The following is a 15,319-nucleotide window of genomic DNA, read 5'->3' as shown; positions in this document are numbered from 1 at the left end:
ACGATTCCACAGTCGCCTTTGAGATTTTGTTCTTGTTCTTTTACAAATAGTATAGTTAAAAGCTTCATTTATGACATTGTATCATATTTTCTAAATGGTAGACTATTATTAAGAATTAAAGAAAGTTATGCAAAATAAGTCCATTAATAGCTTAATGTTCATAACTTATATGAAAGGAGAATTATTATGTCAATTAAAAAATTCAATATCCAAGTATCTGATGAGGTACTTAATGATTTAAAATACAGATTGGATCATATACGCTGGCCTGAGCTGCTAGAAAACTCAAGTTGGGAACGAGGCACTAATATAAATTATTTAAAATCACTTGTTTCATATTGGAAGGATGAATTTGACTGGCGCGCACAAGAAAAAGAATTAAACCGTTTTTCTCATTTTCGTTGTAATGTGGATGGGATAGATATTCACTTTATACATGAAAAAGGAAAAGGACCTAATCCAACACCAATTATACTTACTCATGGATGGCCTGATAGTTTCATACGTTATCAAAAGATTATCCCACTTCTTACTGACCCTGCAAGTTATGGTGGTGATCCTAATGATTCTTTTGATGTAATTGTCCCTTCATTACCTGGTTTTGGTTTTTCTAGTGCTTCAAAACATAGTGGCATGAATAATTATCGTGTTTCTGAGCTTTGGGCAAAGCTAATGACTGAAAAACTTGGCTACAGTAAGTTTGCTGCTGCAGGTGGAGATATGGGTTCAGGTGTTACAAGATACTTGGCATTAAATCATCCAGAACATCTAATAGGAATCCATCTAACTGATATTGGAATTATCAGAGATCTTATGATATCAGATGATACAAAGCTTTCAGAAGATGAATTGAGTTATAAGAAAATTGCTTCAGAATGGATGTCAAATGAGGCAGGTTATATGTCTATTCAATCTACAAAACCTCAAACCATTGCCTATGGACTTTCTGATTCACCAGTAGGCTTGGCTGCATGGATTATAGAAAAATTTCGCGGTTGGAGTGATTGTAATGGTGATTTAAATAAAAACTTTAGTAAAGATGAACTTCTCACTAATATAATGATCTATTGGGTCACAAATACCATAGGCTCATCAGCAAATGCATATTATGAAAATACACATTCATTGCCACCGATGGGACACATAGATGTACCAACTGGCATGGCTTTATTCCCAGCTGATGTATTGCTGCCACCAAAAGAATGGGCTATGCGCAATTTAAATATCACCCGCTGGACTACAATGCCTAAAGGAGGACATTTTACAGCCATGGAAGATCCTAAACATTTTGCTGAAGAAGTTCGCACATTCTTTAGAACTTATAGGTAAGCTTGAACTTATGTCATGGCTTACCGAAATTATAAACTTAAAGTTTCAACAAATTTGTGAATATGTTCATACAATAAATCTATATTTAAATTGTTTTGAAATTGGGAGCAATCGTTATTGATGCAACCTGCAATTTAGCACTTTCAGAGAAATTTTCATAGTCCTGCGAAATAACAATGTTTCTGTTTTCGGTGGATTATCACATAAGTCTCAAGTTAATTTAACCTTTAAACCTATATGTTTATTCATTTAGGATCCTCAATTAAAAGAAAATTAATTTAAATTCTAGGAGGTTTTAGTTATGGAATATTTTTACTTATGTCGTTTTTAACTGAAAAAAATGTTACTAAATTTGAAATTACTAAATAGTTAAATTCCAAAACAAAAAGTAAGCTGCTCCTTTACCTTATTCCTTTTACCCTTCATTAATAAAAGCGTTCTAGTTTACTAAAAGTGTTTAACACTTTATAGAACTAGAACGCTAATTAATAACTTATGCTATTATTCTATATTTCCGTACTTATCTTTTGAAAGCTCAATAAATTCTTTTAGAGCTTGAGAGACATACCGATTTTTTTGGTATCCAATAGCTAATGTGCCATGAGTTTTGTTGTACTTCAGATGATAAAGATTAACTCCAGTAATTGTATTCTTATCGAATATTAAATGTTTATTATTCATTAGAGTTTTTGGATAGAAAGTAATTCCCATTCCTTTAACTGAAAGTGCCAATACTGTTTCAATGCTTTCTGTCTCCAATATAATATTGGGTTTTATTTCTTTTTCATTAAACATTTCATCTGCAATAATTCTAACTCTATTTTTAGCATTAACCATTAGAAATGGGCAATCTTTTAGTAATGTAATATCCATATCTTTTTCAAGTTTTTGTTTTACTTCCTTATAATTGTTAGGAAAATATTTTACTAATATATTATCTGGAACAACCATCAGAACTTCTTCATTACAAAGTGGAACTATCTCTACATTTTCAACATTAAAAGGTAACATTCCTATTATTAAATCTACGTCACCTTTTAATAAAGCTGCATCTAGTTCCTTTGAGTTTCCTTCAAGTAAATGTAAATTAATATTAGGAAACTTTTCATTATAATAAGGAAGAATTTCTGGCAAAAAAGCTCGTCCCCTTGTATGTGAAGCTCCAATAAACAAATCTCCACGTTTGAAATCTTTAATATCTGCCAATTCTTTTACTGACTGCTCTTTTAAATCTAAAATTCTTACGGCATTTTTCACTAAACTTTTCCCCGCTGGCGTCAATGTTAATGGCACTGTACGATTAAATAATTCAACCCCCAAATCATTCTCCAATTTTGAAATATGAGAACTTAATGACTGTTGAGAAATAAACAATTTTTTTGCCGCTTTTGTAAAATTCAGCTCTTCTGCTGCTGTTAAAAAATACTCTAAATTAAGAAAATTCATCATAACGTAACACTACTCTACCTTGTATTTAATATAAATATATTGCATCTATAGATAAACCAATTATAAGCTAGATATATACTGTAAAATATATTCCAACTAGAAATATATGCATAAGTTTTAGGCTTAGTTGGTTTATCTATAATTTTACTTGATTATTTATCATCAAACGTATTTACTTTCCTAGCGTGATCTCTTCAAACTATATTCTAAAACATTCTATTCTCTTAAAGCTTTCTAGAAATTAGTACGCTTAATAACTCTTCTATTTTATCATATACTTCTTTTTCCTTGCAATCCAGAGTTTTCCCTATAAATTTATTTAATTTAGTATTTCTCCAGTAGAGTTTTAAATTTATAAATAAATTCTTTACATATTTTAGAAAAATAAATTTCTGTTTTAACAAATAATCTTTCGTTTTCTAGCTCCTAGTTTTAAATATCATCTCTACGTCATATTTTTTGCTTAAAGATTCTTATATACTTCTGCTAAATGCTTTGTTAACTTTGTATTTTCTCTATAATCAACCTGACAATCAATAATTACTGGCACATCTTGCTTAAAGGCTTCCTCTAAAATTGGTATTAAGTCTTCTGACTTTTCCACTCTATATCCTTTTGCATACATACTTTCGGCCATTTTAACAAAGTCTGGATTTGTGAATTCTACATAGCAGCTCTTGCCGTACTGATCTTCTTGTTTCCATTTTATTAACCCATAATTTCTATCGTTAAAAATTAAAACGACAATCGGAGTACCTATACGAAGTGCTGTTTCTATTTCCTGATTATTCATCATAAAACCACCATCACCAACAATTGCTAATACTTTCTTACTAGGATTTATTAATTTTGCTGCAATTGCACCTGGAACTCCTATTCCCATCGTTGCAAAACCATTAGAAATTATACAGGTGTTTGGCTCATAGCAATTATAGTGCCTTGCAATCCACATCTTATGTGCTCCAACATCTGAAACCACAATGTCATGGGGGCCCATAACTTTTCTGACATCACTTAAAATTTTCTGAGGTTTCATTGGAAAACTTTCATCCTCTGCATAGATTTGATGTTCATTAACCATTTTTTCTTTGATTTTTAGTGCGTCAACTGGCTCTTCTTTTCTAGATGTTCTTCTCATTATATTATATAAAGCATCTGAAATATCACCAACTACTTCAACTATTGGCTGATAAAGCTTATTGATGTGTGATGGTCTGGTGTCGACATGGACAATTTTAGTATCTCCATTTACATTCCATTTTGCTGGTGCATATTCTACAATATCATAACCAATTGTAACTACTAAATCAGCATCTTCAATAACTTTATTTACATAATCTTTCTGGGGAATTCCTATTGTCCACATTGAATATATATTATCAAAAGGAATTATTCCTTTTGCCATCATAGTATTTATTACTGGAATCTTTAAATTACTTGCGAATTCTGTAACTGCTTTTGCAGCATTATTACGAATAGCTCCACTTCCAGCTAAAATAACTGGATTTCTTGCTTTAAATATCTCACTTGCAGCTTCTTCTATTGATGCTAAGGCTGCATATTCTTTTGGTGGAATTTTCTTTTCTAATGGTTTTTCACAAATACTTACAGGCATCTTCGAAATATTTACAGGTAAGTCTATATGACAGGCTCCAGGTTTTTCGCTTTCAGCATATTTGAAAGCAATTCTTACAATTTCATTTACTGTATCTGGTCTAACAATTTGCTTACTTCTCTTAGTAATTGGTTCAAACATTTTACAAAGATCCAAAAATTGATGCGATGTTATATGCATTCTTTCAGTTCCAACCTGTCCAGTTATTGCAACTACAGGGGCACCATCGCTATGTGCATCTGCTACTCCTGTTACTAAATTAGTTGCTCCTGGACCAAGTGTTGATAAGCATACTCCTGCTTTACCTGTTAACCGTCCATATAAATCAGCCATAAATGCAGCCCCTTGTTCATGACGAGTCGTAATAAACTTAATACTTGACCCTTCAATAGCATTCATTACTTCTAAGTTTTCCTCTCCTGGAATTCCAAAAATATATTCTACTCCTTCTGCTTCCAAGCATTTAACTAACAGCTGTGCTGTATTTAATTGAGCTTTTTCATTTTTTTCTGTCCCCATAATAAACATCCTCTAATCTATATATTTTAGTATTATGCTTAATGCATTAATATTTTCTCAAACATCATACTTCAATTAAAAATGTTTTTCCAACAACTTTTTTCCTATTTAATTACAATAAAATGGTTGTGATTAAATGAGGAAAATCAAATAATTTATTTAACAACTGTTTAGTTGTAGTTCTACAATAAAAAATTTGTTTGAATGATGTTTAGAATAATGATAAAATTGTTTTGGTAAATATATTTAATTTTAAATAAATTCTTGAAAAAAATTTATTTTTTATGTAAAATTATAATTAAATAGTAAGACAATGGAGTCATTTATTAAAATGGCTCTTTTTTTATATTTATTCTTTTTAACTTACAGATGTTAATAAAAAACTTAATATAAGAATTATTTTTAAGGGGGAATAGTTTATGTACAAAATAGATTTAAATTCAGATCTTGGGGAAAGCTTTGGTGCTTATAAAATTGGCTCTGATGAAGAGATTCTTAAGTATGTTACTTCAGTAAATATTGCTTGTGGATTTCATGCAGGAGATCCGTCAGTTATGAGAAAAACTGTTAAAAACGCTCTACTCAATAATGTATCAATTGGTGCTCATCCTGGTCTTCCAGATTTAATTGGTTTCGGAAGAAGAAATATGTCAATCACTCCAGATGAGGCATACGACATGGTAATATACCAAGTTGGAGCCTTATACGGATTTATAAAAGCTGAAGGTGGAACTATGCAGCATGTAAAACCTCATGGAGCATTATACAATATGGCTGCAAAAGATGAAAAATTAGCAATAGCAATAGCACAAGCAGTTTATGATATAAATCCAGAATTAATTTTATTTGGTCTAGCAGGAAGTGAATCAATTAAACAGGGGCGTTTAGTTGGCCTTAGAACAGCTAGTGAGGTTTTTGCAGATAGAACATATCAAAATGATGGTTCTTTAACACCAAGAAGTCAAAGTGACGCTATGGTAACTGATGAAAAAGAATCTATAGAACGCGTTATACGTATGGTTAAGGATAAAAAGGTTAAATGTCAGCAAGGTAATGATATAGGTATTGAAGCTGAAACTGTATGCATTCATGGGGATAGTGCTAAAGCTTTAAACTTTGCTCTTGAAATAAATAACACTTTAACTAATTCGGGTATAGAAATTATTTCTTTTGAGTAATTTTTAAATTATATATGAAGAACTTATATTTATATCAATAAAAAATTTATATTATAAGGGGGCTATAATATGGAAGAATTAAAAGAATTAAAAGAAAGTCCAATCACGGAAGAAATAAGTGGGTTTAAAAGTACTTCTAAACTAAAATCTTATTTGGGTGCAATTTTTCTAATGGCAATCACAGCAATAGGCCCTGGGTTTTTAACTCAGACCACAGTATTTACTCAGAAATTAGGTCCTAGTTTTGGTTTTGTAATATTGGCATCAATAATACTTGACATTGGTGTTCAACTTAATGTTTGGCGAATTATTGTTGCTTCAGGGAAAAGAGGTCAAGAAATTGCTAATTTGGTCCTTCCTGGGCTTGGATATGTTGTTACAACTTTAATTGTAATTGGAGGTTTAGCTTTCAATATTGGTAATGTTGCGGGAGCAGCTCTTGGATTAAATGTTTTATTTGGAATACCATTTAAAGCTGGAGCCATAATCACTGCATTTATTGCACTATCTATTTTTTTATTTAAGCAAGTTGGAGAAATAATGGATAGATTTGTGAGGGCTTTTGGAATCGTCAGAATATTATTAGCTATATTTGTCATGATAGCTGCTACTCCGCCAGTAGGACAAGCTGCTGTGAAAAGTATTTTTCCCGATTCAATTGATATGATGTCTATAATCACACTTGTAGGAGGAACTGTAGGAGGTTATATAACTTTTGCGGGTGCTCATAGACTTATAGATGCAGGAATAAAAGGAAAAAACTTAGTTCCAGAAGCAACAAAAAGCTCTGTAACTGGAATTTTAATTACTGGAGTTATGCGCGTAGTTCTTTTCTTGGCTGCTCTTGGTGTTATTACAAAAGGATATGCGATAGACCCTACAAATCCTGCTGCTTCTGTTTTTCAAAGTGCCGCTGGAAATATAGGCTATAAAATTTTTGGAATAGTATTATGGTCAGCTGGAACTACATCAGTTATAGGTTGTGCTTATACTTCAGTATCATTTATGAAATCTTTCAGTGAAAAAATAGATAAATTCTATAGCAAAATTATAATTGCATTTATTGTTTTTTCTACTATTGTTTTTGTAATAGTAGGACAACCAGCAAAAGTTCTTGTTATTGTTGGGACAATAAATGGATTCGTACTTCCTATAACACTTACTTCTATTTTAATTGGTGCTCATAATAAAAAAATTGTTGGAGAATATAAACACCCTATCTGGATGACTATTGCTGGATTCATAGTTGTAGCAATTACAGCATATATGAGTGTTCATACTGCTCTTACGCAGCTTTTCTAATTATTAGGTTACTATCAAAGAGAATGAGGTTCCACTATTTTGGGCCTGTGGTGTAAACTCCACAAGCAGTTGCTATGGAAGTTAAACCAGAGATTATAATCACCCATTCTCCAAGGCATATGTTTATAACTGATATAAATGATGAACAGTTTAGTGTTTTATAATTTTCAAAAATCTTTGGAGGCTAATATACTATGGATAAAAATAAATTTGAAATTTCTCAAATAAGTGAAACATCAACTTTAGTTGAATTCGGGAAAGAAATTAGTGCAGATATAAATAAGAAAGTTCGTACTTTCTGTTCATATCTTGATAAACATCCTTTCACTGGAATGGTAGAATATATACCTGCCTTTGCTAGTGTTTCTATTGTTTATAATCCTTTAAAACTTAATACCGACTCTCCTTATGATGATGTAAAATCTATTTTAAATGATATATTGTCTAAGCTTGACTTTACTTCACCTGACAAGGAGCACATTGTTGCAATCCCGGTATGCTATGGAGGAGAATTTGGCCCAGATTTAGAACATGTGGCTAAAATTAATAATCTTACAGTAGATGAAGTAATTAAAATTCATTCAGAAGGAAACTATTTAGTATATATGATCGGATTTGCACCAGGTTTTCCTTATTTAGGAGGAATGTCTGAAAAAATTTCAGCACCAAGACGCGAGTCCCCAAGAGCAGCAATACCAGCCGGATCAGTTGGTATTGCTGGAATGCAGACAGGAGTATATCCAATAGAAACTCCTGGTGGATGGCAGCTTATTGGCAGAACCCCAATAAAATTGTTTAATTTAGATGGAAATCCTAAAAGTCTTTTAAAAGCTGGAGATATAGCTAAATTCTATCCTATTTCTTATGAAGATTATTTAAAGCTAAAGGAGGAAAATTAGTGAATATATCTGTTTTAAGTTCAGGACTCCTCACAACTATACAAGATCTTGGAAGAATTGGCTATCAAAAATATGGAGTTATAGTCAGTGGTGCCATGGATACTTATGCTATGAGACTTTCTAATATTATGGTTGGAAATGATGAAAATGAATCTGTCTTAGAAATGACATTAATTGGACCTTCCTTAAAGCTTGAAAAAGGAACTTTATTTTCATTAACTGGTGGAAATCTCTCCCCTACCATTAATGAAATAAAAGTTCCTATGGGAAGACCTATTTATTTAACTAAGGACTGTATCCTAAAATTTGGCCCATGCATTAAAGGCTGCCGATCTTACTTGGCTGTTGCTGGAGGCTTTGATGTTCCAAAGGTTATGGGAAGTAAAAGTACATACTTAAGGGCTGGATTTGGTGGTTTTAATGGAAGAGCACTAAGAAAAGATGATGTACTTAGCATTGGTGTTAAAAGTCAGCTATCACATGAAATAATAAAAAAAATGAAAGATATTGAGGGCAATGGAGACTTTGTTTCTTCAGGCTGGTATATGAAAAACTTCATGATGCAAAACCCTGATAGTACAGTTATTAGAGTATTTGAAGACAGACAATTTAATGCGATCTCTGAAGAAAGCATAAATAAATTCTTTAATTCAAAGTTTAACGTAGAAAATCAGTCTGATAGAATGGGTTATCGTTTATCTGGTGAAAAAATTGAACTTAAAGAAAAATTAGAAATGATATCTGAAGAAGTATCTGTTGGAACTATTCAAATTCCTCCAGATGGCAATCCAATCATTCTTTTAGCCGATAGACAGACAGCTGGAGGATATCCAAAGATTGCTCATGTTGCATCTGTAGACATACAAAAAATAGTTCAGCTAAAACCTAACGATAAAATTACATTTAAGAAAATCACACTAAAGGAAGCTGAAAAACTATATTTTAAAAGAGAAAAAGATATTATAGAGCTAAAAAAATCCATGAGATTAATAACTATATAGAGTTTAATGAGTGCATATATTATATAGTAGGAACTTTTAAAACTAAATTTTTAGAAATAAATAAAGATTTATACTAATGTACCTTTTTATCTTTTTAAATTCTTACCTTTTTAAATTGTAAAAAATTTAAAAAGGTAAGAATTTTTGATCTTTTAAAGTTTTATATATATATTTCTAGCATCATTTACAGATAAAAAATTTAAGAATTCAACTTATTAGATGAGAATATTTATAAAATTGCTAAAACTTTAGATTCATATCTTCACTAGAAATAATAAATATATTTGTAACCACAAGTGGCATAATAAGGATAAAATATTTGAAAATGAGCTGTTAAATATTTCGGTAAGTTACTACATAAGTATAGATTATAGCTGAAGAATTTGATTTATACTTTGCAATAAATACCATTCTAAAAAGCAGAAACATTTTTATGCAGCAAGCATTAATGGTGCAACCTGCAATTTAGCACTTTCAGCGAAATTTTCACAGTCCTGTGAAATAACAATGTTTCTCCTTTCGGTGGATTATTGCATAAGTCTATGTTATATATTGTTTATCTATAAATTTTTTGCTTTAATTAAATCAATCCATTTTTTTGTAGAAATTCTACAGCAACATCTTTAGGATCTTTTTTTAATTCATCTACTTCATAGTTTAATTCGCCCATTACATCATTATTAAGTAAATCTCCTACTTCTTCTACAAGCGGTTGAATTTCAGGATATTTCTTTAATGTCTCAGCTCGTACAACCGGAACCGCATAATATGGAGGGAAGAAGTTTTTATCATCTTTTAAAACACTTAAATCATATTTTTTTAATAATCCATCTGTTGAAAATGCATCTATAACATCACTTTCTTTATTCATTAATGCCGCATACCTAGGACTACCATCTATGCCTACAGTATTCTTAAGATTCAAATTATATTTTTTAGCTAAACCTACTAATCCATCTTCCCTATTCAGGAACTCTAAGGTTGTAGTTGCAGTAATGTCATTTGAAACTTTAGATAGGTCACTTATTGTTTTGAGATTATATTTTTTAGCAGTTTCTTTCGTTACAGCAAGTGTATAGGTATTATTAAATCCCATCTGTTTTAATACTTCTATATTATACTTATCTTTAAAATCTTTTTTTACTGTATTATAAACTTCTTCTACATCTGATATAGGTTTATACTTTAATTCATCTCCATAGGCTGTACCCGTATAATCTACAGACATATCAACATCTCCATTTTGCATAGCTGAAAATATAACCTGAGTACCACCTAATGCAAATTTACGATTAACTGAAATATCTGTTTTTCTTTCAATAAGCTCTGATAATATATTTCCTAAAATCTCTTGTTCAGTAAAGTCCTTGCTACCAATTGTAATAACTTTTTTATTAGAAATCTTTTTAGATAATCCACTTACTGCAAAAATCCCAATAAGTACACATGCAGTGGCTGCTAATATACCCTTTTGTATTTTTCTAGATCTTATTTTTGCTTCTTTGGATTTATTATTAGCTTTTTGCAAACTGATTGGTGTAACAAGTTTTTCCACAATACTAAATAATCCATCTACTAATAATGCTAATACACATGCAGGTATTGCTCCTGCTAAAATTTGATAATTGTTAACAGTTCTTATACCAGAAAAGACTAAATATCCTAGACCACCGCCACCAATAAATGCCGCCATAGTCATAAGTCCTACTGCTGTAACTGCTGAAATTCTTATTCCTGACATTATTACTGGTAGTGCTAATGGAATTTGAACCTTAACTAAAACTTGAAATTTAGTAAGTCCGATTCCCTTTGACGCCTCTAGCATGTCTGAATTTATACTATCAATCCCTGTTGTTGTATTTTTTATAATTGGCAATAATGAGTATAGTACTACCATTACAATCGCTGGCGGTGTACCAATCCCTAAGAACGGTATTGCAAATCCTAGAAGTGCCAGGCTTGGAATTGCTTGTACAACACTAGCTATTCCTAAGATTGGCTTGTTTAGCTTTTTCACATAGCTTGTAAGAATTCCTAGTGGCATACCAATTATTATTGCTATCCCAACGGATAATGCTGTAAGCTTAATGTGTTCAAGCAGTAATGTAATTATCTGATCTTTTGATGTAAATATATAATTTAAAAATTCGTTCATACTAATTCACCTCTTCCATATCTAAAAACTGACTACTTAGAGTTGTTACCAAGCTACTTTTGGTAATTATACCTTTTAAAACTCCAAAGTCATCAAGAACAGGTACTTGCCCTATTTTATGTTCTTTTACAAGTTCAAGAATGTCTATAATTGAATCATCAGGCTGTACACTTATAAATTTATTATTCATTATCTCTTCAACAGGAATATTTCTATCAGTTTTATTTTGAATCTGCTTTGCTGTAATAATTCCTAAAAGATAACTTTCTCTATCTATAACCATTAAACTATCAACTTTTGAACTTCTCATTTTTTCAATACATCTTAAAAGTGATGCATTTTTAAAACAAACAACAGGATGGTCAATCATTATATCCTTAGCTCTTATAAATTCTGGTGAAGACCATATTCTATTCTTCCCTATAAATTCACTTACAAAATCGTTTATAGGATTTTTAAGTATATTTTCAGGCGTATCATATTGCACAATTTCACCTTTATTCATTATGCAAATCTTATCTGCTATTTTTATTGCTTCATCCATGTCATGAGTTACAAACACAATAGTTCTTTTTAAGTTACTCTGTAAATCAATTAACTCCTCTTGAAGCTGAACTCTAGTAATTGGATCTAATGCACTAAAAGGCTCGTCCATTAAAATTATTTCTGGATTAGTAGCAAAGGCTCTTGCAACGCCGACTCTCTGCTGCTGCCCACCACTAAGTTCTGTTGGATATCTATCTAAAAAGTCATTACTGTTTAATCCAACCATATCCATAAGTTCAAGAGTTCTTTTTTCTATACTTACTTTATTTAACTTTTCAACTTTAGGAATCATCTCAATATTTTCTCTAATTGTAAGATGCGGAAACAATCCTGTCTGCTGTATTACATATCCAATATTTCGTCTAAGTTTTATCACATCTTTTGAAGCAATATCTTCTCCATTAATAAAAATCTTACCTGACGTTGGCTTAATTAGCCTATTTATCATTTTTAAGGTTGTGGTCTTTCCACATCCACTTGATCCTATAATAGCAACAAGCTCTCCTCTATTTATCTTTAGTGTAATATCCTTGAGTATTGTTTTGTTTTTAAAATCTTTGCGAACATTTTTAAATTCTATCAAAAATTCCACTCCCCTTCCGTTAACAACTTTCTATCTATATACAAGTTGTTACTTTTTATAGTTTTAGTAACAACTTAATTGTAATATAAGGTTGTTACTTTTGTCAAACTTGAACTTTTTTGCTTTTTGTGTTATAGAGTTTCATATTGAAAATCTGAGATACTACAAAGAGCGAAATTAGATAAATATTCATAAACTATTGAATCATAACATTCAATAAGCATCGGAAGTGAGCTGTTATATATTTAATTTTGATTTGGATTAAGATTTTTCACGCTAAAATTATAACGGGTAATATACTAACCATTTTTATAATCTAAATGGTTAGTATATTACCCGTTACAAATTAATTCAGAGATATATTATGGATATAAGAATTTATTTACTCTCTCATAGCAGCTTTCATCACCGACAAAATAAAAAATATCATTATCACGTAACACAGCATATGGTCCTGGTGACATTTCTAGACATCCATTTCTTTTAATACATACAATTGTTGCAGAGGTATTATGCCAAAAATTAATTTCAGCTACATTTTTATCTATGTAGGGGGTCTCCTTAGTTATACGTATCTCAAATGGTATGAATGGATTTATAGACTTAAATCTATCAGTCCTATCTAATAAATCAATTATTTGTTCTCTTAATAAATCATTTTCTTTTTTCTGTTCTTCTAATTTATCTAATATATCATTTCTTAAATCATTAACCGTCTTAACATCATTATACTGCTTGATAAATTTCATGGCATTTTCAGTTGATTTTATTATTACACCACTGCCCTTATTGGCATCTACAATATCCACATCCGCAAGTATTGCTATAGCTCTTCTAGCCGTTTCTGCTGAAACTCCATATTGACTTGCAAGTACAGAACGCGCATATATTTTTTCACCAACTTGATAATGTCCACTTGCTATTTTTGAAGCAATATCTGTGGCAATCTGCTGATAAACAGGACTAACTATTCTTATTTTTTTTTCCATCTTTTCTTCTATCCTCTTATTAAAATAAAATTTAAATACCTTTGAAAATATTACGGAATACTTCCAAAGGTATTTTATCATATATTTTTATTTTCTGCTATTTTTCTTAACTTATTATAATCTAACTTCATATAATTTATAAAATCCAGAGAATCAAAACCTTATAAATTTTAAAGCCTAAATAAATAACAAAAAAGTTTCATTACTACACTACTAATTTTTACTTAAAAGTTCTAAATTCATACCCTTGACCCTTTAAATACTCTATTATTCCTGGTAAGGCTTTAGCTGTTTCTTCTTTACCATATGTGTCATGCATTAATAGTACTACTTTTGTTTTGTTTTCAACAGTCTTCTTAACCTCTTCTATTAATTGATCTGCATTTTTATGAGGGCCTTCTGCATCTTTTGATAATGCATTCCAATCTACATAATGATAATCTTTTTCCTTCATTATTTTATCCACTTCCCCAGTATTTTTCCAAGACATATGCCCCCCTGGAAATCTAATAGCCCTTGTAGAAAAATCCTCTCCTAAAACTTTCTTTAATGACTCATTAGTTTTATTAATCTCCGACATGAAGTTATTTGTGTTGACACTTCCATTCGGATATAAGTACTTGTAATTATGTGAATATGAATGATTTCCTATAGCATGTCCTTCTTCAAGTTCCTGCTTTAGCAAATTTTTATTAGCTTCACTTTTGTCTATCGCTTTTCCAAGAACAAAAAAGTTGCCTTTACATTTTCATCCTTAAGAGTCTTTAATATTGATGGAGTATTAGTTTCAGATGGTCCGTCATCAAAAGATAAGTAAACGACTTTTTTACCATCAGTATCTTCAATTTTCTGTCCTTTCGCTTGTTGCGTTAAAAATTTCTCTACAGATGCAACATCATCAACATAAGAATCATTTTGCACTTCAGCATTTGTGTCATCTTCTTTGGGTTTACTAGCTTCATCATCTTGATTTGACCCAACAGCCTCATTAGATGCAAGTGCTTGTACATTTTTATCCTTTGAAAAAAATTTATCATCTATTATAGATGCAGCTAAACCGCCTAATGCCACAATTATAATAGTTAAAATTAATATTCTCTTTCTTCGTATGCGAGCATTTCTGTTATATCTACTATATCTGTAATTGTTTCTCATTTCCTTATCCCCTCGTATTTCCTATTATGTATATTACAAAAATAATCCTTTATAAATAATTCTAAAATATTACAAGAATTTTAGCTGCAATTCTGAATTGTAAAATATGTATTGTGAATTACAGCATATATAATATCTTTCCATAATTATCATTTAACTACTAAAAATTATACCTCATTATATAAGAAAATTGTATCATATAACAATAATCGCCAAAATATTTTTTATTCCGTGCAAAAACCAACACCTCAATAAGCCATATCAATATTTTAATTTAAAATACTTAATTATTTGTAACAAAAATATTACAATTTATTAACTTAGTTATTTGCCGTAATATATTGCAAGAATTTTAGCCATAATTGTGAAATATGTATTGTGAATTTCAGCATATAGATATCCAAAACAAAACTTAGACTTGTGCAATAACTTTCCGAAAGAAAAGATACTCTGTTGTTTCGGTTACTGAGAATATGCTGAGGCTTTCTAACCTCATAAGTTGCACCATTTCATCATGTTCCCAAGCAAACTCGTGACAAGCAAAACTAGAACAATTTTATATCTAATTTCTAGTATAATTCCCAAAAACTAAAGTATAT

At 30.6% G+C, this 15,319-nt stretch carries 11 protein-coding genes and 1 pseudogene; 6 read left to right on the top strand and 6 right to left on the bottom strand.

The window, feature by feature from the left end; genetic code table 11:
• Nucleotides 1-186: 186 nt before the first annotated feature.
• Nucleotides 187-1,329, top strand: a complete 1,143-nt coding sequence (locus tag ACJDTP_RS16515; RefSeq protein WP_406761856.1) for an epoxide hydrolase family protein — start codon at nt 187-189, stop codon at nt 1,327-1,329.
• 501 nt (nt 1,330-1,830) lie between these two features.
• Here the strand turns inward: ACJDTP_RS16515 and ACJDTP_RS16510 are convergent.
• Both ACJDTP_RS16510 and ACJDTP_RS16505 read right to left on the bottom strand, forming a co-directional pair.
• Nucleotides 1,831-2,778, bottom strand: a complete 948-nt coding sequence (locus tag ACJDTP_RS16510; protein ID WP_406761855.1) for a LysR family transcriptional regulator — start codon at nt 2,776-2,778, stop codon at nt 1,831-1,833.
• Between the two features lie 463 nt (nt 2,779-3,241).
• Nucleotides 3,242-4,912 (bottom strand): acetolactate synthase large subunit, encoded by a 1,671-nt coding sequence (locus ACJDTP_RS16505; RefSeq protein ID WP_103698891.1) that lies wholly within the window; start codon nt 4,910-4,912, stop codon nt 3,242-3,244.
• Nucleotides 4,913-5,331: 419 nt separating this feature from the next.
• On the opposite strand from ACJDTP_RS16505, the gene ACJDTP_RS16500 reads away from it, so the two are divergent.
• From ACJDTP_RS16500 to ACJDTP_RS16480, 5 genes are all read left to right on the top strand, one after another.
• Complete coding sequence (locus tag ACJDTP_RS16500; protein ID WP_103698892.1) at nt 5,332-6,090, top strand: LamB/YcsF family protein; 759 nt, start codon at nt 5,332-5,334, stop codon at nt 6,088-6,090.
• 69 nt (nt 6,091-6,159) lie between these two features.
• Complete coding sequence (locus ACJDTP_RS16495; RefSeq protein WP_406761854.1) at nt 6,160-7,392, top strand: NRAMP family divalent metal transporter; 1,233 nt, start codon at nt 6,160-6,162, stop codon at nt 7,390-7,392.
• A gap of 74 nt (nt 7,393-7,466) precedes the next feature.
• A complete protein-coding gene (locus ACJDTP_RS16490) occupies nt 7,467-7,556 on the top strand; it encodes a hypothetical protein (RefSeq protein WP_406761853.1) in 90 nt (29 codons plus the stop codon).
• Nucleotides 7,557-7,586: 30 nt separating this feature from the next.
• Entirely contained in the window at nt 7,587-8,291 is a 705-nt protein-coding gene (gene pxpB, locus ACJDTP_RS16485) for a 5-oxoprolinase subunit PxpB (protein WP_406761852.1), read from the top strand.
• Complete coding sequence (locus ACJDTP_RS16480; RefSeq protein ID WP_077844895.1) at nt 8,291-9,292, top strand: 5-oxoprolinase subunit C family protein; 1,002 nt, start codon at nt 8,291-8,293, stop codon at nt 9,290-9,292. Before pxpB ends, ACJDTP_RS16480 begins: the two co-directional genes overlap by 1 nt.
• Nucleotides 9,293-9,872: 580 nt before the next feature.
• Here the strand turns inward: ACJDTP_RS16480 and ACJDTP_RS16475 are convergent.
• The 4 genes and pseudogenes from ACJDTP_RS16475 to ACJDTP_RS16460 form a co-directional block, all read right to left on the bottom strand.
• Entirely contained in the window at nt 9,873-11,447 is a 1,575-nt protein-coding gene (locus tag ACJDTP_RS16475) for an ABC transporter permease/substrate-binding protein (protein ID WP_406761851.1), read from the bottom strand.
• A 1-nt stretch (nt 11,448) separates the two neighbouring features.
• Entirely contained in the window at nt 11,449-12,576 is a 1,128-nt protein-coding gene (locus ACJDTP_RS16470) for an ABC transporter ATP-binding protein (protein ID WP_406761850.1), read from the bottom strand.
• Between the two features lie 362 nt (nt 12,577-12,938).
• Complete coding sequence (locus ACJDTP_RS16465; RefSeq protein WP_017212945.1) at nt 12,939-13,565, bottom strand: GntR family transcriptional regulator; 627 nt, start codon at nt 13,563-13,565, stop codon at nt 12,939-12,941.
• Nucleotides 13,566-13,785: 220 nt separating this feature from the next.
• Nucleotides 13,786-14,720: pseudogene (locus ACJDTP_RS16460) on the bottom strand (polysaccharide deacetylase family protein).
• Nucleotides 14,721-15,319: the final 599 nt, after the last annotated feature.

It is taken from the genome of Candidatus Clostridium helianthi (assembly GCF_045310795.1).
In the GTDB taxonomy this organism is placed as follows: Bacteria; Bacillota; Clostridia; order Clostridiales; family Clostridiaceae; genus Clostridium; species Clostridium helianthi.
The sequence above is the reverse complement of the archived record's forward strand: the minus strand, read 5'-3'. Positions and strand labels throughout refer to the sequence as shown.